Origin of the sequence: Halomonas sp. TG39a, from assembly GCF_000744395.1 — a bacterium.
Lineage (GTDB): Bacteria > Pseudomonadota > Gammaproteobacteria > Pseudomonadales > Halomonadaceae > Vreelandella > Vreelandella ventosae_B.
Genome location: NZ_JQLV01000001.1, coordinates 2,058,652 through 2,083,273 on the forward strand (window position 1 = coordinate 2,058,652; position 24,622 = coordinate 2,083,273).

At 54.1% G+C, this 24,622-nt stretch carries 20 protein-coding genes; 4 read left to right on the forward strand and 16 right to left on the reverse strand.

Going from position 1 to position 24,622, the window contains the following annotated elements:
• Positions 1-2 precede the first annotated feature (2 nt).
• Together U738_RS09155 and U738_RS09160 are read left to right on the forward strand one after the other, a co-directional pair.
• Positions 3-944, forward strand: coding sequence for an MlaD family protein (locus tag U738_RS09155; protein ID WP_035579493.1), 942 nt, complete (start codon positions 3-5; stop codon positions 942-944).
• A complete protein-coding gene (locus U738_RS09160) occupies positions 941-1,585 on the forward strand; it encodes an ABC-type transport auxiliary lipoprotein family protein (RefSeq protein WP_035579495.1) in 645 nt (214 codons plus the stop codon). The genes U738_RS09155 and U738_RS09160 overlap by 4 nt, the downstream gene beginning before the upstream one ends.
• Positions 1,586-1,594: 9 nt before the next feature.
• On the opposite strand, the gene U738_RS09165 is transcribed toward U738_RS09160, so the two are convergent.
• The 10 genes from U738_RS09165 to U738_RS09210 all read right to left on the reverse strand — a co-directional run bounded on the left by U738_RS09165 (position 1,595) and on the right by U738_RS09210 (position 14,306).
• Complete coding sequence (locus U738_RS09165; protein WP_035583397.1) at positions 1,595-3,457, reverse strand: serine/threonine protein kinase; 1,863 nt, start codon at positions 3,455-3,457, stop codon at positions 1,595-1,597.
• Positions 3,458-3,498: 41 nt separating this feature from the next.
• Positions 3,499-4,773 carry a 2-oxo acid dehydrogenase subunit E2 gene (locus tag U738_RS09170; RefSeq protein ID WP_035579497.1) on the reverse strand — a complete coding sequence of 425 codons (1,275 nt, stop codon included), beginning with the start codon at positions 4,771-4,773 and terminating at the stop codon, positions 3,499-3,501.
• 38 nt (positions 4,774-4,811) lie between these two features.
• On the reverse strand, positions 4,812-5,789 hold the full coding sequence (locus tag U738_RS09175; RefSeq protein ID WP_009287805.1) for an alpha-ketoacid dehydrogenase subunit beta: 978 nt from the start codon (positions 5,787-5,789) through the stop codon (positions 4,812-4,814).
• A 1-nt stretch (position 5,790) separates the two neighbouring features.
• A complete protein-coding gene (locus U738_RS09180) occupies positions 5,791-6,993 on the reverse strand; it encodes a thiamine pyrophosphate-dependent dehydrogenase E1 component subunit alpha (RefSeq protein WP_035579500.1) in 1,203 nt (400 codons plus the stop codon).
• Between the two features lie 170 nt (positions 6,994-7,163).
• Entirely contained in the window at positions 7,164-7,949 is a 786-nt protein-coding gene (locus U738_RS09185; RefSeq protein ID WP_035579502.1) for an ABC transporter permease, read from the reverse strand.
• Positions 7,930-8,892 carry an ABC transporter ATP-binding protein gene (locus U738_RS09190; protein ID WP_035579504.1) on the reverse strand — a complete coding sequence of 321 codons (963 nt, stop codon included), beginning with the start codon at positions 8,890-8,892 and terminating at the stop codon, positions 7,930-7,932. The genes U738_RS09185 and U738_RS09190 overlap by 20 nt, the downstream gene beginning before the upstream one ends.
• Positions 8,889-10,088 carry an ABC transporter permease gene (locus tag U738_RS09195; RefSeq protein ID WP_035579507.1) on the reverse strand — a complete coding sequence of 400 codons (1,200 nt, stop codon included), beginning with the start codon at positions 10,086-10,088 and terminating at the stop codon, positions 8,889-8,891. Before U738_RS09195 ends, U738_RS09190 begins: the two co-directional genes overlap by 4 nt.
• A gap of 48 nt (positions 10,089-10,136) precedes the next feature.
• Positions 10,137-11,048 carry a glycine betaine ABC transporter substrate-binding protein OsmF gene (osmF, locus tag U738_RS09200; protein ID WP_035579509.1) on the reverse strand — a complete coding sequence of 304 codons (912 nt, stop codon included), beginning with the start codon at positions 11,046-11,048 and terminating at the stop codon, positions 10,137-10,139.
• Between the two features lie 155 nt (positions 11,049-11,203).
• Positions 11,204-12,607 (reverse strand): cysteine--tRNA ligase, encoded by a 1,404-nt coding sequence (cysS, locus tag U738_RS09205; RefSeq protein WP_172821673.1) that lies wholly within the window; start codon positions 12,605-12,607, stop codon positions 11,204-11,206.
• 19 nt (positions 12,608-12,626) lie between these two features.
• Positions 12,627-14,306 (reverse strand): glutamine--tRNA ligase/YqeY domain fusion protein, encoded by a 1,680-nt coding sequence (locus U738_RS09210; protein WP_035583405.1) that lies wholly within the window; start codon positions 14,304-14,306, stop codon positions 12,627-12,629.
• Positions 14,307-14,487: 181 nt separating this feature from the next.
• On the opposite strand from U738_RS09210, the gene U738_RS09215 reads away from it, so the two are divergent.
• Together U738_RS09215 and U738_RS09220 are read left to right on the forward strand one after the other, a co-directional pair.
• Complete coding sequence (locus tag U738_RS09215; protein ID WP_035579513.1) at positions 14,488-14,988, forward strand: peptidylprolyl isomerase; 501 nt, start codon at positions 14,488-14,490, stop codon at positions 14,986-14,988.
• Positions 14,989-15,001: 13 nt separating this feature from the next.
• Complete coding sequence (locus U738_RS09220; protein ID WP_035579515.1) at positions 15,002-15,775, forward strand: UDP-2,3-diacylglucosamine diphosphatase; 774 nt, start codon at positions 15,002-15,004, stop codon at positions 15,773-15,775.
• 81 nt (positions 15,776-15,856) lie between these two features.
• Here U738_RS09220 and U738_RS09225 read toward each other — a convergent pair whose 3' ends face one another.
• From U738_RS09225 to tig, 6 genes are all read right to left on the reverse strand, one after another.
• Positions 15,857-17,677: a SurA N-terminal domain-containing protein gene (locus U738_RS09225; RefSeq protein WP_035579516.1), complete on the reverse strand. Its 1,821-nt coding sequence runs from the start codon at positions 17,675-17,677 to the stop codon at positions 15,857-15,859.
• Positions 17,678-17,803: 126 nt separating this feature from the next.
• The gene (locus U738_RS09230) at positions 17,804-18,076 is read right to left on the reverse strand and encodes an HU family DNA-binding protein (protein WP_035579518.1); all 273 of its coding nucleotides are present in this window, start codon (positions 18,074-18,076) and stop codon (positions 17,804-17,806) included.
• Between the two features lie 193 nt (positions 18,077-18,269).
• Positions 18,270-20,681 carry an endopeptidase La gene (gene lon, locus U738_RS09235; RefSeq protein WP_035579520.1) on the reverse strand — a complete coding sequence of 804 codons (2,412 nt, stop codon included), beginning with the start codon at positions 20,679-20,681 and terminating at the stop codon, positions 18,270-18,272.
• A 308-nt stretch (positions 20,682-20,989) separates the two neighbouring features.
• Entirely contained in the window at positions 20,990-22,270 is a 1,281-nt protein-coding gene (clpX, locus tag U738_RS09240; RefSeq protein ID WP_035579522.1) for an ATP-dependent Clp protease ATP-binding subunit ClpX, read from the reverse strand.
• A gap of 74 nt (positions 22,271-22,344) precedes the next feature.
• On the reverse strand, positions 22,345-22,962 hold the full coding sequence (gene clpP, locus U738_RS09245) for an ATP-dependent Clp endopeptidase proteolytic subunit ClpP (RefSeq protein ID WP_035579525.1): 618 nt from the start codon (positions 22,960-22,962) through the stop codon (positions 22,345-22,347).
• 68 nt (positions 22,963-23,030) lie between these two features.
• On the reverse strand, positions 23,031-24,383 hold the full coding sequence (gene tig / locus U738_RS09250) for a trigger factor (protein ID WP_035579526.1): 1,353 nt from the start codon (positions 24,381-24,383) through the stop codon (positions 23,031-23,033).
• Between the last annotated feature and the right edge of the window lie 239 nt (positions 24,384-24,622).

Consider the following 24,622-nt stretch of genomic DNA (forward strand, 5'->3'; position numbering starts at 1 on the left):
AGATGGAAACCCGCGCGCATCACGTGTTAATCGGTTTATTCACGCTGGGCACCGCCGCCGCGGCGCTGCTGTTTGCGCTATGGATGAGCTATGCAGCAGGCGAACGTAGCTATCAGCCTTACCGTATTCTATTTGAGCGCAGCGTGAGCGGTTTATCAGTCGGCAGTCGTGTGCAATATAACGGTATTGAGGTAGGTGACGTCACCGAGCTTAACCTCAATCCTGACGATCCTCGGCAAGTGATTGCCCATATCCGCGTTTACGATGACGCGCCGATCAAGACAGACACCCGGGCAAAGCTCGCCTTTGCCAGCATCACCGGCAGCATGTCTGTTCAGCTCCATGGCGGCACCCCTGAAGCCCCACTGCTAATTGACCAAACCAATATCGAAGCACCGTTTATAAACGCAGACCCTTCGCCCATCGCTACGCTGTTTGATGAGGGCGAAGATATGATCGAAAACATCAATTCAATCCTGCAAAACGTCAACGAACTGTTTGACGATAACAACCGTGAGCAGGCAGGCAGTATTTTAACCAATATTGCTCAGATCACCGAAATGATTGCCACCCAGCAGGACGCTCTAGACCAAAACATGGCACTTTTCGGCGAGGCGACCCGTCAAGCTACGACCACACTCAGCAGCATTGATGCACTTAGCCAGGAAGCAACCCAGTTGCTGCGTCAGGATGGCCGCCTGGTGATGGAGAGCGCTGCCGATGCAAGCCGCGATGTGGCACGTGCGGCACAGCGCATCGAGCAGTTAGTGGAGACTAACGCTGGGGCCATCGAAGGTAGCTTACAGGGTGCGCAAGATATTGCCCCGGCGCTCTCTTCGCTGCGCTCCACGCTCGCTACGCTAGATCGTATTACCCGCCAGCTAGAGGAGAGCCCAACGGACTTTTTCCTCGGCCGTGATCAGGTAGAGGAGTTCCGCCCATGAAGTTACGCCCCGCTGCTTTCGTTTCTGTTGTCTGCGTTTCTGCCGTACTGCTAATGAGTAGTGGCTGTTCAATATTGCCCGAAAGTGAGCCAGCGACGCTGTATCGTTTGCCCAGTGCCGATATACAGCCCGTTACCCCCTCATCCAATTCGCTGACGACTAGACAACGTCTCGCGGTGGCTGCCCCACAAGCGGGCCATTTACTCAGCAGCAACCGCATTGTGGTCTACCCAGAGGGCAATACCGTTAATGTGTATGAAGGCGCCCGCTGGCAGGAGAATGCCCCAGACTTACTCCAGACGCGCTTGATCGCAGGGTTACAGCAGAGTCGCCTCTTTGCCAGTGTGGGAAGCGACAGCCTGCCTTCCGAGCTTCTGCTACTCAGCGAACTACGCCACTTCCAGAGCGATTATGTGACCCAGCCGCCCACGGTGAAAGTACAGCTCGATGTACAGCTCGTCAGCGCTCAAAACCGCACGTCTATTGCCACTCAGAGCTTCACCACCAGCGCTCAAGCGAGCAGCGTCGCTATTGCCAACGTGGTGGATGCGTTTGGCAGCGCCAGCGACGAGCTCACTGAACAGCTGACAGCGTGGTTGGCGGATCAGACGGATGCAATGAACAGCTCAGAGCAGAAATAGAGGGTGCTTTTACTGTTCTGTTAATTTTTTCGCATATTCCTTTGGGTCGCGGGGGTAATAGCGCTCAGGCTGGCTTGCCAGGTGGGTAAAGTAGCGGGTGTCTTTATAGGGCATTTTCATGTAGCCCGAGACGCCTAGGCCCTCGATTTGGTCTACCGAGGCAAGAATGTGCGCCAGCAGCGTGCGGAACTCGCCCTCTCGGGCTGGATCCAGCAGGCGGTAGTAGCTATGTATTTTGAGGTGCTGGGGCAGCGCTTCAAAAATGATCATGCCAGTATGGTGAATATCATTGAGCTGCTGCAGCACGCGCATTATCGATTCAGGCAGTATGAGTAGCTCTTCGGGATCGGGCCCATCTTCAAAATAGCTGTGTTGGCGGGTGCGATCTTCAAGCTCCGGCACCGCACTCAGTTCGTAGCCAATGGCCATGCTGGGTTCGCTGACAAACGCCTCATCGACAGAAGCACGTTCTAAATGAAGCGTCTGGCGGGCATTAAACAGGCAGCTTTTAAATACCCCTTGGCGATGAATTGCCCGCGCCAGATGCACCATATTATTAACCGCCTCGATGAAGGCAGGCTTGAGTGCCGGGTCGTGTAAATTTAACGACGAGTCGATATACACACCCTCCCGCTCCCAGCGTACCGCCAAGCCGCCCACTACCGGGTACTTCCCCAGTCGGCTGACCGATGCCAAAAAGGCTTTTTCGGTTTCACCCATACCCTGCATAAACTGCTTGTAGTAGCGGTCTAACTGCACATCATTGACATCATTCAGGGTTTCTTGGGCATGCTCTTCCTGTGAAAAGACTTCGCGTAGAAAGGCCTTGCGCGAGCTGTACACCACGGTATCGATCTCCTGATGCGCGGGTCGCGCCCATACAGGCACCAGCGGTACATTCAGCGATGCAGGCAGATCAATCATCACCACCCTGGCCATACGCGGCATGTTGTTTAAAAAGTAGTCGCCGGCTTTGCGCCGCACCTGAGGGTCGGGGTCGAGCATGCCATCCAGGGTTCGGGCAAACTCCATCGGCAGACCCAGCGAACTGGCGGGAATCGCTCGACAGCCGAAGCGACACGACTGCGCTGACGCCAGCGCATACAGGGTTCCCGCTGCCCCCTGCTCATCAAATCGTGGTGACGACAGCGCGCCGTTCAATTGCTCTTCGCCGATAAAGTAGACATCGCCCAGACGGGCATTGGTTTGCTGCAAATTATCCGACATCAGCTCCATCACATTAGCGCCCACAAACTGCAGCTGTGCATCTAGCTGGGCAAATACCGATGAACCCCAGTCGATTAGCGCGATAGACTCGTGCTCGTTGTCATACACCAGGTTGGAAGGCTTTATATCGCCATGCACGACCGGACGAGCCTGAGGGCCTGACTCACGCCGAAGGGCGGCAAGAATATCAGCCAACTGGGCGGCGATACGCACGATCAGCCTAGGCGACAAGCGTCCCCGCTTAAGCGATACCTGCTCTAAATTCCAGCCAGGGGCACGCTCCATGACTAAAATGGATTGGCCCCGGGAGCGCTGGTAGGCGATCAGGCCAGGTATTCGCGGGTGCGAGACCTGATCGAGCATGAACGCCTCTTCTTCGAGGCGCTCCTGCAAATGGGTAGGTAGGGTAATGCGCGAGAACTTAAACACGTAGTGGGCAGTAGCGCCTTGGTGGACGGTGCTTCCGGCAAATACAAAGCCGTAGGCGCCCTTGCCAATTAACTCGATGCCTTGATAGCCCAACTGGGTGAGCTGCGCTTGACACAGCGCCACCCAGTCTTTCAGCTTGCGGGCATCGTGATGACTCAGCAGGTAGACCGACTGCTCTTCGGGTATATAGAACTGCTGAAGCGGTGCCTGAGAGATCATCTCTTTTCCAATGGCTATTCCAGAGGCTATTCCAAAAGCTATGCCAAATGGAGCAGCATACTGTCTGGCGCTTCCAGAAAACCTTTCCAGGTATTGCAGAAGCGTGCGATGGTTCCACCGTCGATAAAGCGGTGATCGCCCGCCCAGGTGATGGTCATAATCGCGCGGCGCTGCACGGCGCCTTGTTCATCAAAACGCGGTAGCCACTGGGTTTTACCAATCGCCACAATAGCGGCTTCCGGGGCGTTAATAATCGGTGCGGCGTAGGTGCCTCCCAGCGCACCGATATTGGAAATACTGATGGTGCCGCCTTTTAGATCCGCTTGATCCACCCGCCCTTCTCGTGCCGCCGTGGTTAACCGGCCGACTTCCCGCGCAATCTCCAGCAGGGTTAGGCGCTCAACGTTTTTAACATTGGGCACCATCAGGCCCGCTTTGCTATCGACAGCCATACCGATATTACACTGGGGATAATAATGCAGCTCATCCCCGGCGGCATTTAATTGGGCATTAACGATGGGTTCTTCGGCGACCGCCAGTGCCATGGCTTTCATAAACAACGGCATTAGCGTCAGCCGTTCACCCTGGGCTTCTGCCAATGGCTTTAAGCGCTCCCGCAGCGCCAGCAGTGCGGTCACGTCAATCTCTTCGCCATAGTGAAAATGGGGAATGGTGCTCGCCGCTTCCACCATACGCTTGGCCATCACTGCACGCACGCCGCGCAGTGGCTCTACCCTGGGCGCGCTGCTTTCGGCTTGGGTTTTAACCGCTGCTTGGCTGGATGGGGTAGCGGTTTGCGATGCTTGGTCAAGATGCGTTAGCACATCCTCTTTTAGCACTCGGCCATCTTTACCGCTACCCGCGATCTCCGTGAGCTGTAAGGCGTGTTCACGCACCAGGCGTCTAACGGCAGGGCTGGCGGGAACCTTGTTATATAAGCGGCCAGCAGCCGGTGTAGCTGTAGCGGTGGAGAATTCTGCCGGCCGTTCGCTCGGCTTTTCACTGGCGGCCGATTGGGCCGTTTCTGTCTCAGCCTCACTCTTATTGTTGCTAGTCGGGTCGCCGGTCTGATTCTCCCCCTCCACCTGATAAGCAAATAGCGGCGCATGCACTTTGGCAATTTGCCCCTGAGCCACATACAGCTTGGTGACGACACCCGCTTCGGGGGCGGTAATCTCCACCAGCGCCTTGTCGGTCATCACTTCAACGATGGGCTGGTCTTCTTCAATTTGATCGCCTTCCGCGACGCGCCACTCAACCACTTCGCACTCGACGATGCCTTCGCCAATATCCGGCAGTAAAAAATCGCTCATTGTTTTTCTCCCCATGCGTACTTAGGCATTAATAGGCACTAAAAGTTGACGCTTTCGCGAATCGCTTCAAAAATTTTCAGGTGATCAGGCAGATACTCTTTTTCCAACACCAGCGGAAAAGGCGTATCCAGCCCTGTCACCCGGGCAATGGGCGATTCCAGGTAGAGAAAACAACGCTCTTGAATAGTCGCGGCAATTTCACCGGCAAAGCCGCCGGTTAAGGGGGCTTCATGACTCACCACGAGCCGGCCGGTTTTCAGCACCGACTCAGCCACCGTATCCGCATCCCAGGGCAACAGTGAGCGCAGGTCAATCACTTCACAGGCGATGCCCTGCTCTTCGGCTAGCTCGACCGCTTTGCCGATCACCTCCATCTGCGCGCCCCAGCCCACCACGGTAATATCCGTGCCCTCTTTGGTGATTTCGGCTTCGCCAATGGGTAGCTGGTAATCCTCTTCGGGTACTTCACCGACTGAAGCGCGATAAAGACGCTTCGGCTCCAGAAAAAGTACCGGATCCGGATCGCGAATAGCGGCGAGCAGTAGCCCTTTGGCCTGATAGGGGTTGCGCGGCACCACTACCTTTAATCCAGGTGTATGGGTGAAATAAGCTTCCGGTGATTGAGAGTGATAGAGGCCACCAGCGATACCGCCACCGTAAGGGGTGCGAATGGTCAAACCACCAACGTTAAACAGATCGCCTGAGCGGTAGCGGAACTTGGCGGTTTCGTTAACGATCTGGTCAAACGCCGGAAAGATATAGTCGGCAAACTGTATTTCTGCAACAGGCACCGAGCCTTGGGCTGCCAAGCCGTTGGCAAAGCCGATAATGCCCTGCTCGACAAGTGGCGTATTGAAACAGCGCGCTTTGCCGTACTTCTCCTGCAGGTGGCTGGTAGCTCGAAAGACACCGCCAAAGATACCCACGTCTTCACCAAAGCAGATGACTTTTTCATCCTCTGCCATGGCGATATCCAGTGCATTATTAATTGCCTGGAGCATGTTCATGGTAGCCATGTTACGCCTCTCCCTGGGTATCAGTCTCGGTGCCCACGTCTAAATCCAACGACTGCGCACCGCGGGGATAAGCCTCTGGGTAGCGACGAATATGGCGTTTTAACTGATCGAATTGACGCTGCAGCGACGGAGTGATATCGGCATACACATCGCTGATCAGGCTCTCCAGCGGCGGTGACGAGCGTTTCTCTGCCCGCTTCATGGTTTCCAGCACTTCGCGGCGCAGGGTTTCCTGCTGGGAGGTCTCCTCCTCTTCGCTCCACCACTGCTTCTTCAAGAGCCATTTTTGCAGTCGCAGCAGTGGGTCTTTGGCGCGCCACACCTCCTCTTCATCTTTCGAGCGATAGCCAGAAGGGTCATCGGAAGAAGAGTGCGCGGCAAGGCGATAGCTCATGGCCTCAATTAACACCGGCTGATTGTGCTCAACGGCGATTTTGCGTGCCTGCCGAGTTGCCTCGTAAACAGCCAGCACGTCGTTACCATCGACCCGAATCACGTGCATATGGTAGCCAAAGGCACGCGGAGCGATACCGTCGGCGGCAAACTGCTCGACGGCAGGCGTGGAAATGGCATATCCATTGTTACGGCAGAAGAAAATCACCGGCACCTGATGCACTGAAGCCATATTCAGCGCGGCGTGGAAATCACCCTCGGAGGCAGCGCCTTCCCCAAAAAAAGTTAACGTGCAGTGACCGTTACCAGCCAATTTTTGGCCGTAGGCGTAGCCCGTGGCCTGAGGAATCTGAGTCGCTAAGGGAGACGAGATGGTCATGTAGTGCAGCTTGCGCGACCCATAGTGAATCGGCATTTGACGGCCTTTGCCGTAGTCCAGCTCGTTGCCGAACAGCTGATTCATAAATTCGTCGATCGAGAAGCCGCGATACATCAAGGCGCCCTGCTCGCGGTACTGCGCCATAATCATATCGGCGTCATTTAGCGCAGCGGTGGCGCCCACTACAGCGGCCTCTTCGCCGGTACACTGCATGTAGAAGCTCAGCCGCCCCTGGCGCTGAGCCGCCATCATGCGTTCATCGAGAATGCGCGTCGCCAGCATTGCCTGATAGATACGCCGGGCGTGATCACGCTCAAGCGCAGGCTCATCAGCGCCACTATAGAGCTCACCCTCGGGATTAAGCAGGCTAAAGGTGGGAATCGAAAATTCATCGCCGGTCATGAAGTCCGGCTGGTGTACGTACTGTGTCATCATTATTGTCCTTGTTTTACCCCTTTTGAGGGCAGTGTTGTTGGTATTGACCGTTTATGCCAGTGGATTTATCTGCCATAGGCCAACGCAACATCCAGGGTTACCACAACAATAAGGACAGTACCGCAGCACAAGAACTTTAGGGATGCTACTTAAGGTGCAGAGAGAGCTTAAGGCGCAGAGAGGCGGGAACGTAGTTGACGCTGCAGCAGTTCAAACAGGCTATCGATCGTCAGCGCCAATAGCGCAATGGTCAGCGCCCCCTGAACCACATAAGCCATATTGCCGTTGACGATGCCGGAGATAATCGGGTCGCCCAGATTACTGGCACCCACGGTCGCCCCGAGCGCTGCGGTAGCAATATTAATCGTCACCGAAGTACGGATGCCCGCCAAAATGACCGGTGCTGCCAGCGGCAGTTCGACTTGGCGTAGGATTTGCGCTGGCGTCATGCCCATGGCGTGGGCAGCCATTTTAATATCGCTCTCCACTCCGTGCAGACCGGCAAGGGTATTGCGCACGATAGGCAGTAGCCCGTAGAGCATTAAGGCGACAATAATAGGTAAGGTGCCAAAACCCAGCACGGGTACCGCCAGCGCTAAAACGGCCACCGGCGGAAACGTTTGCCCCAGTGATGCCAGTTGAGCCACCAGCGGTAGAAAATCGCTGCCCCACCTGCGGGTCACCGCGATGCCCGCGGCCACCCCCACGATAATGGTTACGACTGCGGCGATACCGACCACGAAGAGATGACGGCCTAGCAGAACGTAAAACTCGGCGCGGTTGTAAATAACTTGCCGTGCTTCAGGCTCTATCCAGCGAAACAGCGGTTCGGCAGCAGACATGCCCACGACGCTAACCAGCAGTAGCGCACTCCACAGCAGTGGCCATAGCCATTGGGGGGCTTTTTTATCGGGCTGGGCAACGCTTAGGGAGTTACTCACGTGGGTGTCCATTATCCAGTTGAGCCTCCTTGATAATTCTACGCAACGACAGTTCGCCGACCGGCACATCATGCTGGTCGACGACGGTCAGCCGGTCGGTATGGTCGCGCAGCATCATGGAGAGTGCCTGACGTAGCGAGAATACCCCAGGGATCCGCGACTGCGCGGGCAAGGTAGGCCCCATGGAGGTCATGTGATCTTTCACCCGGGTTAATGCTGCCTGTTTGAGTCCCCTTTCCAGCCCACCCAACAGCGACTCGACAAACGGGTCGGCGGGGTTTTGTAATAGCGCCAGCGGTGAACCTTGCTGCACAATTCGACCTTCACGCATCACCACTAAGTGGTCCGCCAGCTTAAGTGCTTCATCCATATCGTGGGTCACAAACACCACGGTTTTGTGCAGTCGTGCCTGTAGCTTGGCCAGCTCATCCTGCAGCTTTTCGCGGGTAATAGGGTCCAGCGCGCCGAACGGCTCATCCATCAGCAGAATGTCTGGGTCTGCCGCCAGGGCACGTGCAACGCCCACGCGCTGGGCCTGCCCCCCGGAAAGCTGATGGGGATATTTATGCCCAAACTCATCAACCGGCAAGCCGAGTAAATGCATTAGCTCCGCAACCCGCGACTGAACGTCGGTTGTTGACCACTTCAATAACCGCGGAACCAGGCCGATGTTGCGCGCAACGTTCCAGTGAGGAAACAGCCCCGTGTGTTGAATCACATAGCCAATTCGACGACGCAGCTTCACCGGGTCGTAGACGTCAATCGCCTGCCCATCGAGGATGATATCGCCTTCGCTGTGCGCAATTAAGCGATTGATCATACGCAAGGTGGTCGATTTCCCACAGCCCGAGGTACCTACTAATGCACAAAACTTGCCCTTTGGCACCCGTAGTGAAATATCGTCCACCGCAGTTTCATCCCCAAACCGCTTGGATACATGGGACAGCTCAATCATCTCATTCCTCCGGGGCGCAGCGCTTCTGCAAGAGCACCTAAGCTCGCATCCACCACCAGAGCCAGCATTAAGATCGGCAGTGCACCAAGTAACACCATATCCATGGCGGCCTGGCCTAAGCCTTGAAAAATAAACGTACCCAGCCCGCCCGCACCAATCAGAGCGGCAACGGCGGTGAGTCCAATTGCCTGAACAGTGGTAATCCTTACCCCTTCCAACAGCACCGGTAGCGCCAGCGGTAGCCGCACCTGCCAAAACCGCTGGCCGGCACGCATACCCATTCCTTTTGCGGCTTCCAAGGTATCGGCACTCACTTGCTCAAGCGCCGTGTAGGTATTGCGGACAATGGGCAGCAGGCTGTAAGCGATCAGTGCGATTAAGGCGGGGGTCGTGCCAATACCGCTAACGCCAAGTTGGTCTAACACAGGCACGCTGGCGGCAAGCCAGGCAAGCGGCACCAGCAGTAGTCCGAATAGCGCCAGGCTAGGTATCGTCTGTAGAAAATTGAGGAGTGCAAAAGCACCTTTTTGTAGTCGGGCATAGCGGCGCATTAACATGGCGAGTGCCATCCCAAGCACAATACTGACGCTAACGGCGAGGCTTACCAGCTTAATGTGCTGCACAACGGCGCGTAAAAACTGTTGGTCACGTGCTCTAAACTCTTGAACAAGCGCGAGCGTCTCCAAGCCAAAAGCCGCACATAGCCACCACACCAGCGCGACACCACACAGCAACAGCGTGGGCCATATTCGCGTTAGGTTTAAACGCAAACGTAGTTCTACCAAGCACAGCAGCAGTACGAATAACACTACCCAATACGCCGCGCCTAAGCCTAAACGCGCCTGGGGCAACTCAGGGTCAATCAGTAAATAGCTGCTCGCCATCAACCCAACCGGCATCAGCGCCATTATGACCACTACCGCCGCAAGTAGCGCCCGGTAGTGACGATGGCTCGGTTGCCAGGCGAGAATACCGATGCAAGAGAGCAGCAGGGTCACCAATAGCGCGCCAGGCCAACCAAAGGCCTCCAGTGCGCCATGCCCCGTCCCCAACACAATCCGGTTGGGGGCCATGCTAACGACGTCAAACGTCCAGAATGAGGCTAGCATGAGAAAGCTAAGGCTAACGAGCACAATGTTAGGGTGCCGCCCCTCCCAACGAAGCCGCGGGGTAGGCAGTGCATCCATTAACGACATTAATTAGTTATCCCTAGCATTAGCATTAATTTATAAGAGTACCAGGCATTAATTATTAAGCGTATCGAGGTAGTCGCTAGCCACTTGAGATGGCGACAGGCCATTTACGGCGACATCGGCATTGAGCGTTTGCAGGGTGACCAAATCGAGAGTGGTAAACACCTCATTGAGCAGCGCTTCAATTTCTGGGTACGTTTCCAGTACGCTTTCACGCACCACGGGAGCTGGCTGATACACCGGCTGCACGCCCTTCGTGTCTTCCAGTACGACCAATCCCAGCGCACTTAAGCCACCGTCCGTGCCATAGGTCATAGCGCCATTAACGCCACTGGTCTGCTGAGCGGCCGCCCGCATGGTGGCGGCGGTATTGCCACCAGAGAGCACCAACAGTTGATCATCACTGAGCTCAAAACCGTAGGCTTCCTGGAACGCTGGCAGTGCTTGAGCAGACTCAACAAATTCAGCGCTTGCGGCAAATTTAAAATCGCCGCCATCGGCTAAATAAGCAGCAAGATCGTCCAGGCTCACCAGCTCATTTTCAGCGGCGACATCTTCCCGGATGCTCATTGCCCAGGTGTTATTAGCGCTGGCGGGCTGCAGCCATATCAAGCCTTGCTGCGCATCACGCTCGCGTACTGTTTCATAAGCCTGATCGGCATTATTCCATACCGGACTATCGGCCATATCGAAAAAGAACGCACCATTACCCGTGTATTCTGGGTAAAGGTCAATCTCACCAGCTTCTAAAGCCGTGCGTACGACGCTGGTGCCACCCAGCTGTAAACGGTTTTCAGTAGTAATATCGTGGCGTTCCAGGGTTTGAATAATCAGTTCGCCCAATACCGAACCTTCCGTGTCGATTTTGGATGACACTACGACAGGCTCATTGGCGCTGGCCTGGGAAAGGGAGATAGCAGATACGGCACAGGCAGCAATTAAAGCATTAGCTGAAAAGCGCATTTTGAGTTCCTTTTACGTTGGTATTGTCTTCTGAGGCTCTTATTCAGTATAAGAGCCTTCAGCTTGTCGGCATAAGAGCCTTCAGCGTTGCAGCATAAAAGCCTTCAACGTTTAAGTTAGCGCATGAGCTACCAACGAGTGATTAAGGTTCCTTATTAAGGCGCTTCAAACACCCAAGACGTGCCCTCTCGGGAATCCTTGAGCATGATTCCCATCGCAGCAAGTTCATCGCGGATCGCGTCCGCCTGGGCGAAGTCTTTATTGGCTTTAGCCGCGATACGCTGAGCAATTTTGGCTTCGACCTCGCCCTCACTTAGTGGCATCCCCTGCTGCTGGGTGCCTTTTAGGAACGTTTGCGGCGCTTGCTGGAGCAGTCCCAAAACAGACCCTAGCTGCTTTAACTCGGCCGCAAGCTTGGCGGCGCCATCAGGTTGCTCTTGCTTAGCGCGATTAACCTCTCGTGCCAACTCAAACATCACTGCCAAGGCTTCAGGCGTATTGAAGTCATCGTCCATTACCTGAGTAAAGCGCTTACGGTAAGCCGAAGCGTCCCCGCTTGCATCACCATTTGCGCCTCCTAGCTCAATACCTTCCAGCGCGGTGTACAAGCGCGTTAGCGATTTACGCGCCTCAGTCAGTGAATCAACCGAGTAGTTGATCGGGCTACGGTAGTGGCTAGCCACCAGCAGAAAACGCACCACTTCTGGGTCGTGCTCGGCCAGCACGTCGCGGATGGTGAAAAAGTTGCCCAGGGATTTGGACATTTTCTCCTGATTCACCCGCACGGCACCTGCATGCATCCAGGTGTTGACGTAGGTTTTACCCGTGGCTGCCTCTGATTGAGCAATCTCATTTTCATGGTGCGGAAAGGTTAAATCCGGCCCACCGCCATGAATATCAAAGGTATCACCTAAGCAGCAGGTCGACATTGCCGAGCACTCAATATGCCAACCTGGGCGGCCGTTACCCCAGGGTGACGGCCAGTGCGCCTCCCCTGGTTTAGCGGCTTTCCAGAGCACAAAATCGAGCGGATCTTCTTTATGAACATCCACATCAACCCGGCTGCCTGCGCGCATATCGTCGAGCTGGCGATTATTGAGTTTGCCGTAATCGGCAAATTTACGTACCCGGTAGTAGACGTCGCCGTTATCTGCCGCGTAAGCAAAGCCTTTCTCAATCAGCGTTTCAATCATCGCCACAATATCGTCGATATGGCCGGTGGCGCGGGGCTCATGACTGGGCGGCAAAACAAACAAGCGTTGCTCGTCTTCGTGCATGGCGTCAATCATGCGCTCAGTCAGCGCCGTAATACTTTCGCCATTCTCGTCGGCGCGCTTGAGGATTTTGTCGTCAATATCGGTAATGTTGCGCACGTAGTTAACGTCATAGCCACGTTCACGCAAGTAGCGGGTAATAACGTCAAAGGCGACCATGACACGGGCGTGCCCCAGGTGGCAGTAGTCATACACCGTCATGCCGCAGACATACATGCTCACTTTACCCGCTTCCAGCGGGGTGAAAGGTTCTTTGCGGCGCGTCAGCGTATTGTAAATATGCATATGGCTATCCATGTTTGTTTTAGCCCTTCTGCTTGATTTTAGCCCAGCTATCTTTCAACCCCACGGTACGGTTAAACACCAAATGCTCTGGCGTAGAGTCGTGACGGTCAGCGCAGAAGTAGCCGACGCGCTCGAACTGGAAGCGTGACTCGGGCGTTGCGAAGGCTAAGCTGGGCTCTCCGATGGCTTGGCAAACGACCAGCGACTCCGGATTAAGATGCTCTAGAAAATCGACATCTTTATCACGATCAGGCTGTTCAACGGTGAACAGGTTGTCGTAAAGACGGACCTCCATTGGAACGCCGTGGCTAGCGCTAACCCAATGAATAACGCCCTTGACCTTGCGCCCTTCTGGGTTTTTACCCAGCGTATCGAAATCCACCGAACAGTGCAGTTCGCTGATCTCACCGGCGGCGTCTTTGATCACCTCGTCACAGCGAATCACGTAGCTATTGCGCAGGCGTACTTCTTTACCGGGCGCTAGGCGGAAGAATTTTTTGGGCGCATCTTCCATAAAGTCGTCTTGATCGATATACAGCTCGCGGCTAAACGGCACTTTGCGCATGGTCATATCGTCTCGGGCGGGGTGGCCCGCCACTTCGTAAACCTCTTCGTGGTCTTCCGGCACGTTGGTGAGCACGACTTTTAACGGTTTTAACACACACATGGCGCGGGGCGCGTTGTCTTCCAGGTCCGAGCGAATAGCGTGGGTCAGCATGGCGATATCCACTAAGCCACCGTCAGCACGGGTAACGCCTATCATTTCGCAGAATTTACGAATCGACGCGGGCGTGTAGCCACGGCGACGCATGCCCGAGATCGTTGGCATACGCGGATCATCCCAACCATCCACGATTTGCTCATCCACCAGCAACTTCAGTTTGCGCTTGGAGGTCAGGGTATAGTCAAGATTCAGCCGCGCGAACTCAATCTGGCGCGGTTTCGCAGGTACCGGCAGATTATTTAAAAACCACTCGTACAGCGGGCGGTGATCTTCAAACTCCAGGGTGCAGATCGAGTGGGTAATGCCCTCAATGGCGTCTGATTGTCCGTGGGTAAAGTCATAAGAGGGGTAAATTTTCCACTTATCACCGGTTTGGTGATGGGTGGCGTGGCGAATGCGATAAATAATGGGGTCGCGTAGATTGATATTGGGTGAAGCCATATCAATCTTGGCGCGCACCACCTTTTCACTTTCGCCAAACTCACCTTCACGCATGCGCGCCAGCAAATCCAGGTTCTCTTCGGCACTACGTTCGCGGTAGGGGCTAGGTTTACCCGGCGCTGTCAGGGTACCGCGGTACTCACGGATTTCATCCGGCGACAGGTCGTCGACATAGGCTTTGCCTTCACGCATTAAGTGCTGCGCCCAGGCGTAGAGCTGGTCGAAATAGTCGGAGGCAAAGCGCACTGGGCCTGCCCACTCAAAGCCTAGCCAGCTGACGTCCTCTTTGATCGCATCGATGTAGGCCTGTTCTTCTTTGGCCGGGTTGGTGTCGTCAAAGCGTAGATGACACTCGCCACCCAGTTGCTTCGCCAACCCGAAATTTAGACAGATAGACTTCGCATGGCCGATATGCAGAAAGCCATTGGGCTCCGGGGGGAAGCGCGTCACGATTTTAGTGACCTGGCCGCCCTCGATTTCGTCGCGTACTTGGTTGCGAATGAAGTTCGGCGCTGGGGTGGTCTCGTTGGTCATGATGGTGTTGATAACCTCGTGGTGGATGGCGTACTGAGCCGTGAAGACATGCTGTGAAAACATGCTGTGAAAACATAGGATACGCCTATGGCCCTTCGCGGTGCAGGTCAAAACCGCTATTATAACGTGACGCCGATGCACAGCGCCAAGGCGAACGCCTTTATTGAACAGGAATTTATCTATGATCGTATTACAGACCAACCATGGTGACATCACCATCGCCCTTAACCACGAAAAAGCGCCGATTAGCGCAGCGAATTTTGAGCAGTATGTTCGCGACGGATTCTACGACGGCACCCTGTTTCACCGCGTCATCGATGGTTTTATGGTTCAAGGCGGTGGTTTCGACAAAGACTTCGAGCAAAAGCCGACCCGTGACCCTATCGACAACGAAGCTGACAATGGCTTGAAAAACACCATTGGCACGCTGGCAATGGCTCGCACCCAAGACCCACACTCGGCGACTGCCCAGTTTTTTATCAATGTGGGCGATAATAGTTTTCTTGATCACAGCGGTAAAAGCCTGCAAGGCTGGGGCTATGCGGTCTTTGGCGAAGTCGTTGACGGCATGGATGTGGTCAACGAGATTAAAAACGTAGCGACGACCCGTCGCGGCATGCACGCCGACGTGCCCTCTGAAGATGTCATTATCGAGCGCGCGTACGTCAAAGGCGCAGAATAACGCCGGGAGCCTTATGCGCACACTGCTTGTTGCCGATCTTCATCTGAGTAGCGATACCCCAGAGATCAACCAGGGGTTTTACCGCTATTTAGAGCACACCGCTCCAGGAGCCGACGCGCTGTATATTCTTGGTGACCTTTTTGATGCCTGGATTGGCGATGATCTACTCGACGCCAATACGCACCCACTTTGCGGTGTTGCCCAAGAGGTTATCAAGCATTTACGCAAACTTAGCAGCGATGGCACCGCTGTGTATTTAATGCACGGCAACCGCGACTTTCTGCTCGGCGAGCGCTTTATCAATGCCTGTCAGGCGTTTCTACTACCGGATATTGAGGAAGTGGAAATTCAGGGCGTACCGATTGTGCTGTTGCACGGCGACAGCCTGTGTACTCGGGATGAAGCCTATATGGCTTTTCGCCAGCAGTCGCGCAACCCTGAATGGCAGGCACAAATGCTTGCGCTACCTTTGGAGCAGCGCGTAGCGCTTGCCCAGAGTTTGCGCACGCAATCGGGTGAGGCCAATGCCAATAAGGCTGAGGCGATCATGGATGTCACTCACCAGGAGGTCATCCATGTCATGGAGCGCCACGGTGTGAGCACCATGATTCATGGTCACACCCACCGTCCGCACGTCCATGACTTGACGGTAGAAGATGTGCCGGCCAAACGCTATGTGCTAGGCGACTGGGATGCTCAGCACGGCTGGGATATTATTATCGAGCGCAGCGACCACACGGCGCCACGGCTGCGTCAGTTTTCTTTAACGCAACTGCCTGACGCCTAAGCGCATTTTACGCATTAAAAAGCCGATCACGAGATCGGCTTTTTTTTGCTATTACTATTTTAAACTCGGACTTAAGCGTGCCTACCGCTGTATATCCGCATCGCTGCGTAGGTCATCAATTAATCCCTGCAGCACCGATTGAGCACGCAACTGCTCGGCCATTTGGGCAACAAACGCCTCCATCTGTTCATCGACCTCACCATCTCTGACGCCATCCAGAGCCACCACAGCAACACCTTGCGGGAGTTCAACCGTGCGATAGACGCTCTCGCCCTCTTCGGGGCGCGCCATGCGGAAGGCTTCCTGAACAATCAACTGAGGCACAGTGGTGTCAGCTTGGCGGCTTACGTTATTGGCTTCGAGCCAATCAACATCCACCTGCTGATCTTCTCGCAGGTTGGCGACCAGCGCCTGCGCCTCTTCACGCAGCGCTTGTTGCTGCAGCTCGGCGGCTACCGATACTTCAACCTCTTCACGTACTTCATCCAGCGGCAGCAATGTCGCATCGCGCTGCTCGGCAACTCGAAGCACCAAACGACGATCCTGATCCAACTCGATCACTTCACTGTTGTAGCCCTCTTCAAGCACATCGCTGCTAAACGCCGCCGACATTACACCCGGCTCAGATAACACGCCTTCCGCCTCATCATCACTGGCGAGCCAGTCGCTCTCCTGCAGGGTCAGATCAAGATCATCGGCAACACTCTGCAAGTCATCGGCAGCGAAGCTCTCATCGATTAATTGCTGAACCCGCTGATTAAACTCATCATCTACATCACGTAGTGCGACTTCACGCGCCAATTCATCGCGCTGCTCTTCAAAGGTGGGCCCCTGAATATCCGTCACTTGGATAATATGGAAAGCGCTATCCAGCTCAACCGGCTGGGAAACATCGCCCTCTTCAAGGCCAAAGGCAGCTTCATCAAAGCTGTCGCCAAAGAAACCACGGCTAATTACCCCAAGATCACCACCCTCTTCCGCACTGGCGGTATCATCAGAGTAGCGAACGGCTGTATCGGCAAACGACTCACCGTTGTCCAGCGCTTCTCGGGCGGTCTCAGCCAACTGCTGCGCTTCATCCCGGCTGCGCTCATCACCAAAGGTGATCATTATATGGGATACACGGCGATCGGCATCACGGTTTTGCTCACGCCATGCATCACGCAGTGTCTCTTCGTCTACGTCACGCCCCTCCGCCATGGCTTGGCGGTCAATTAACACATATTCAAGGCGCACCTGCTCAGGACGCTCATAGCGCTCCTGGTGGGCATCATAATAAGCCTGGAGATCGTCCTCGCTAACACCGACATCAGCCTCGACATCGTCGCTATCCAGGATCAGGTAGCGAAAGCTACGTTGCTGGCGCTGTAGCTCGGCTAGGCGCTCTTGTTCGTTCGGCAGGCTAAAATCGCTGAAGGCTAAGCCTTGCTGTAAATGCTGCCGCTGAATATCGACACGTAACTCTTCACGGAAGGCAACCGGCGTATAGCCTGCACTGGCGAGGCGATTGCGGAATACCTCGGCGGAGAAGCGGCCATCTTGGTCGTGAAACTCCGGCAGGCTGACAATTAACTGATCTAATTGCTGTTCAGAAACGGCAAAACCACCCTCCTCAGCATACTGGGATAGCAGTTGCTGAGTGATCAACTGATCGAGCATATCGCGGCGCAGAGCGCGCTCTTGCTCTGGCGGTACTTGGCCGGAACGCAGCGCACGCTGAACCTCAAGCTCAAGCTGCTGGCGCATAATCGGCTGACCGTTAACACTCGCTACTTCGTTTGGATCATCGCCAAAAAGCCCAAACAGTGACTCAATCCCGAAAAGTGCCATGGCAGCGACCATAACACCAATAATAATTTTGGCACCCCAGCTCCTGGAGCCATCTCGAATACTTTGCAGCATGCTAGCCTCAGATAGTCACAGCCAAACAGATCGGCCCGCTAACCCCTAATAAATAGTGGGTTAGAAAATAACATGGGCGCATCGCCAATGCGATGCGCCCATTAGGTTACAGCAAACGCGGTCAAATTAGTTGACGGCGTCTTTCAGCGCTTTACCTGCTTTGAAGCTGGGTACTTTGGCAGCACTGATCTGAATTGGCTCACCCGTTTGTGGGTTGCGGCCAGTACGAGCAGCACGCTCTTTGATCGCGAAGGTACCAAAACCTACCAGAGATACGCTTTCGCCCTTCTTAAGGCTATCGGTGACAGACTCCACCATGGCATCCAATGCGCGGGTTGCCGCTGCTTTGGGAATATCTGCAGACGCGGCAATGGCTTCAATCAGCTCGGACTTATTCACTCTTCACCCCTTGACTGTTTCAAAAAATGGCTCTGAACGGCATGGTTACCGATGGATACGACGATCAAAGCATAGCTGCGTTTTATAGCAATGCCTTGAAACATCTGTCAAGCAACCATACTGCGATATACCCGCCACACAAGCGGCGGGCAAATATTAAGTAAAATTAAATACCAACGAGGACTTTAACAGCTTAATGGGTACTAGCAACAACGGTATTACTAAACGATGCTTCGGTGCTTTTCAATGGCGCACCGTCTTCTACCTTATCAGCTAGCGCTACGGCTAAGACATCATCTATCCAGCGTACCGGACGAATATCCAATGCACCTTTGATATTGTCAGGTACTTCCTTGAGATCACGACGGTTTTCTTCAGGAATTAGCACTGTCTTTATACCACCGCGGCGAGCTGCCAGCAATTTCTCCTTCAACCCTCCAATCGGCAATACTTCTCCGCGCAGATTGACTTCACCGGTCATTGCCACATCACAGCGTACCGCACGCTGGGTGTAAGCGGAAACGATCGCCGTCACCATGGCAATACCCGCACTGGGGCCATCTTTCGGCGTTGCCCCTTCCGGCACGTGGATATGCAGATCCTCTTTTTCAAACCGCTCGGGATCAATGCCATAAGTTTCAGCCCTGGCGCGCACCACTGTGTGGGCGGCACTCACTGACTCTTTCATCACATCGCCCAGCGATCCGGTCTTGTTGATCCGCCCTTTACCCGGCGTCACCACTGACTCGATGTTGAGCAGCTCACCACCCACCGATGTCCAGGCAAGCCCTGTTACTCGGCCGATCTGGTCGTCCTGTTCCGCCAAGCCATAACTGTAGCGGCGCACGCCCGCGTAGTGCTCAATTTGCTCAGCCGTTAAGCTCTGCCCCGCTTGGGCGGCTTGCGGGTCACGCTCTTTCTCAAGCCGCTCACGCAACACCTTGCGCGACACTTTGGCAATCTGCCGCTCCAGCTCACGCACACCCGCTTCGCGGGTATAGTAGCGAATAAGCTCTAAAAGCGCGCTGTCTTCCAGCGTTAACTCATCGCCTTTTAAACCGTTCGCGGCTAGTTGCTTGGGTAATAAGTAGCGCTTAGCGATAGCCAACTTCTCATCTTCGGTGTAACCCGGCAGACGAATAATCTCCATACGGTCAAGCAAGGCGCTGGGAATATTCATCGAGTTAGCGGTACAGATGAACAGCGTCTCGGAGAGATCGTAGTCAAGCTCAAGGTAGTGATCGCTGAAGCTGTTGTTCTGCTCGGGATCGAGCACTTCGAGCAGTGCAGACGCCGGGTCACCGCGGTGATCCATGCCTAGCTTGTCGACCTCATCCAACAGGAACAGTGGGTTTTTAACCCCAGCCCGGCTCATCCGCTGCATTAACTTACCCGGCAGCGAGCCAATATAGGTACGCCTATGACCACGAATTTCCGACTCATCACGAACACCACCCAGCGCCAAACGCACATATTTACGATTGGTGGCACGGGCGATGGACTGGCCAAGCGACGTCTTGCCCACCCCAGGCGGCCCGACGAGGCACAGCACAGGGCCCTTCATCTTGCGCACGCGCTTCTGCACGGCAAGATATTCCAGGATGCGCGCTTTAACCTCTTCCAGCCCGTAATGATCTTCATCCAGCACCTGCTGCGCTTTGACAAGATCATGTTTGACGCGGGTACGCTTTTTCCATGGAACAGCGACTAACCAATCCAGGTAAGAGCGCACCACGGTTGCTTCGGCGGAGTTTGAGGCCATCATTTTGAGCTTGTTGAGCTCTTGCGTGGCTTTCTCAGACGCCTCCTTCGGCATACCGGACTCTTTAATCGCCAGCTCGTACTTCTCGGCCTCATTGGGCACATTATCCAGCTCACCCATCTCTTTCTGGATGGCTTTCATTTGCTCGTTGAGATAGTACTCGCGCTGAGTCTTCTCCATCTGCTCTTTAACCCGCGAGCGGATGCGCTTCTCTACCTGAAGCAGGTCGATTTCTGACTCAATCAGCGCCATCAGGTGCTCAATACGATCGCGCACGCGATCCATCTCAAGCAGCTCTTGTTTGTCGCCAATCTTAAGCGACAGATGGGCACAAATGGTGTCCACCAAACGGCTTGGATCTTCAATCCCCGACAACGAATTAAGCACTTCGTTGGGGACTTTTTTGGAGAGCTTAACGTACTGCTCGAACTGGTTGAGTAGCACGCGAACCAGCGCTTCCTGCTCACGGCTGGTAAGCGGCTCACTCTCCCGGGGCGTTAAATGGGCTTGAGTGTAGCCTGCGGCGTTCTCTTCCACACTCAGAACATCCGCCCGGAAATTGCCCTCAATAAGGACTTTGACCGTACCATCAGGCAACTTAAGTAGTTGCATGATATCGGCCACGGTGCCCATTGCGTAAAGATCCGCGTTGTCAGGCTCATCTTGAGACGCTTCACGCTGAGCCACCAGTAGCACACGCTTATCAGCCTCCATCGCCGCTTCGAGCGCCTGGATAGACTTTTCACGACCTACAAAAAGGGGGATGACCATTTGCGGATAAACAACCACATCGCGCAATGGTAACAGGGGTAGACATTGTGTCTGTTCGGCGTTCTGCTGCATCGCAGACGTTCCTCGACAAATCGGATGAGTACTTAAAGGAGTACTTGGAAAAGTACTGCACACTTTTCAAAATGCTGACGTTTAAAAACGTTAACATTGAATCGGCTAGGCAGTAACACTTCACGAATTAGGCTTTGTAGCTCTCTAGCTAGATCGCTAGATTTCATCACACGCTTTATAAGAGTCTTCTACACCAGAACTCTCTACACCATAGCTCTGCAATAACTCTGCAAGAACAAGGGGTCGCCTAGGCGACCCCTTGGTTTAGCGTAAGCGGTTGAAGCTGGGCCGCAATACTCGACTAACCACTAACCATCAGTGCCGTCGACACGTGCTTCTTCCTGCTGAGAGTAGATCAACAGTGGCTCACTTTCTCCAGCGATAACTGAAGCGTCGATAACGACCTTACTGACGCCGTCAAGTGATGGAATTTCGTACATGGTATCCAGTAACACCGACTCTAAGATAGAGCGCAGCCCGCGAGCACCTGTCTTACGCTCCATGGCTTTTTCAGCCACCGCACGTAACGCTTCATCTCTGAACTCAAGCGTTACGTCTTCCATCTCAAACAGCTTGGCATACTGCTTAACCAGCGAGTTTTTGGGCTCGGTAAGAATCTGCACCAGGGCATCTTCGGTGAGTTCCATCAACGTCGCGATGATCGGCAAGCGACCCACAAACTCTGGAATCAAACCAAATTTAACCAGATCATCAGGCTCTACGTCGGCCAACAGCTCACCCACCCCGCGGGAGGACTCCTTGCTTTTTACCGCCGCGTTGAAACCGATGCCGCCCTTCTCAGCGCGATCGCGAATAACTTTATCCAGCCCCGCAAAAGCACCGCCGACGATGAACAGAATATTGCCCGTATTAACTTGGACAAACTCCTGCTGCGGATGTTTGCGTCCGCCCTGAGGCGGCACAGAAGCTGTCGTGCCTTCAATCAGCTTCAGCAATGCTTGCTGAACACCTTCACCCGACACATCGCGAGTGATTGAAGGGTTATCCGATTTGCGTGAAATCTTATCGATTTCATCGATATAGACGATACCGCGCTCGGCTTTCTCGACGTCGTAATCACACTTCTGCAACAGCTTCTGGATGATGTTTTCAACATCTTCACCGACATAGCCGGCTTCCGTCAGCGTGGTTGCGTCCGCAATGGTAAAAGGTACATTCAGTAGCCGTGCCATTGTTTCCGCCAGCAGCGTTTTACCGCTACCAGTGGGACCAATCAGCAGAATGTTTGATTTACCTAGTTCTACATCGCCGTCACGTACATCTGTTTTCAGACGCTTGTAGTGATTATACACCGCTACGGAAAGCACCATTTTGGCGCGATCCTGTCCGATAACATAATCATCAAGCGTATGACGTATTTCGCGAGGCGTAGGTAAACGCTCCTCATCGCTCTCGGCATCGGCTTCGAGAACTTCCTCGCGAATGATGTCATTACATAAGTCGACACACTCATCGCAGATATAAACGGACGGGCCCGCAATCAGCTTACGCACTTCGTTTTGATTTTTGCCACAAAACGAGCAGTAGAGCAGTTTGCCACCTTCGTCCTTGCCTTTGCCGTCGGCCATTCGCATACCTCTATCACTGCGGCGGCTTTCGCCGCCGGAAAAGCTCGTTAGAAAAGCAGAATCCTATCACGCTATCAGGATGTAGGCCGCTTATCCAGCACTGCATCAATCAAACCATACTCTTTGGCTTTATTGGCGCTCATAAAATTATCCCGGTCGGTATCACGCGAAACGTCTTCAATATCCTGCCCCGTATGATGGGCAAGAATTTGATTCAGTTTCTCACGAATACCCAGAATTTCACGGGTATGAATTTCGATGTCAGACGCTTGCCCCTGATAACCGCCCAGCGGCTGGTGAATCATCACCCGCGAGTTAGGCAAGCAGTAGCGCTTACCAGCCGCGCCTGCTGTCAACAACAGCGCGCCCATGCTGGCCGCCTGGCCAATACACACTGTAGAGACATCTGGTTTCACAAACTGCATCGTGTCGTAAATCGACATACCCGCGGTGACCGACCCACCCGGCGAGTTGATATACAGGTGAATATCTTTATCGGGGTTTTCCGACTCCAGAAACAGCAATTGGGCGACAACCAGATTAGCCATGTAGTCTTCTACAGGGCCTACCAAAAAGATCACACGCTCTTTTAAAAGGCGTGAGTAAATGTCGTAGGCTCTTTCCCCTTTGGCGCTCTGCTCAACCACCATGGGTACTAGACCACCGGCGTTTTGAATATCAAACTCACTCATTCAGGTGATTCCTTGCGTCCGGGAAGGGAAAGGCGCACCGACATAAAGGTGCGCCACGTTCCAAGGTGTTAGGCGCTAGCTTGCTCGCCTTCTTCAGCACCCTCACCTTGCTCTGCCTGCTGTTGCGCAGCAGCAAGGGCTTGCTGGTAAGACATTTCAACGTCTTTAATGTTCGTTTGCTCAAGTAGCTTAGCAACCGCTTTCTCTTCGAGAATGGCAGATTTAACCTGGGTTTTCAGCTCTTCATTACCCATGTAGTAGCTGACCACTTCATCAGGATCCTGGTACTGCTCAGCCAACTCGGTCACTTTAGCTTTGATAGCGTCATCGTCAGCATCGAGTTCGTTAGCTTTGATTACTTCAGCTAGCAATAGACCAACCTGAACGCGGCCTTTGGCCTGCTCTTCGAACAGTTCGTTGGGCAACTGGCTGACATCAAAATCTTCGCCCAGACCAAATTGCTGCGCCGCTTGGCGCTTCATGCCATCTGTCTCTTGCTGAACCAGGGCGCTAGGCACAGGAATTTCGTTAACCTTTTTCAGCGCATCAAGCACTTGCTGCTTAACCCGATTATCAACGGCTTGTGACGCCTCACGGGTCATGTTTTTCTTGATTTCAGCGCGGAATTTTTCCTGGTCGCCGCCTTCAACACCAAAGCGCTCAATGAACTCAGCGTCGACTTCGGGTAGCTTCTGGCTGCTGACTTTATGCACCGTGACTTTAAAGGTGGCGTCTTTACCGGCCAAATGCTCGGCTTGGTAATCTGCCGGGAAAGTGACGTTCAGCGTTTTCTCTTCGCCCGCCTTAGCGCCAATCAACTGCTCTTCAAAACCAGGAATAAAGCTATTGGAGCCAATGACCAGCGTGTGGCCTTCGGCGCTACCGCCTTCAAACGGCTCATCACCGATGTAGCCCTGGAAGTCGATAGCGACTTGGTCACCGTCGGCTGCAGCAGCGTCTACTTCTTCCCAGCCGGCGTTTTGCTTACGCAGCGTATCGATCATTTCGTCGACATCAGCATCGCTGACGGAAACCACCGGGCGTTCAACCTCAGTCCCTTCGATGGAGGTCAGCTCAACCTGCGGGTAGATTTCCATGACCGCCACGAACTCAAGGTCTTTGCCTGATTCGTTAACGGAAGGTTCAATTTGCGGGAAGCCAGCCGGGTTTAGGCCTTCTTCGGTAATAGCGCGCACGTATCGCTCGCGCATTACTTCGCTGACCACCTCGTTACGTACGTCTTGGCCGTAGCGCTGCTGGACTACTGCCATTGGCACCCGGCCCTGGCGAAAACCATTCAAGCGAACATTCTTCGCGGTGTCTTTCAAGCGAGCGCTAACGGCCTCGTCAATTTCGGCAGCCGGCACCTGAATGGTAATGCGGCGTTCGATCTGGGAGGTCGTCTCGACAGAAACTTGCATGAATTGTCCTCTAACGGCTGGGCGTTGTGTTGATTGCATGTAATTGTGCTGATTGCGTCTAAAAAGATCAAAGGGGCAATTTTAAGAACCCCAACGCATAGTGGCAAGCACCATGCTCGCAACATGGGGGCAGTGATTATAAAAACAAGGCAATAAGCGAGCAATTAACCGTTTTAGGGTGTGTTTGGCTTCATTATTGGCCCCCACACTGCATTACTGTTGCCATTCTACTGTTTTGT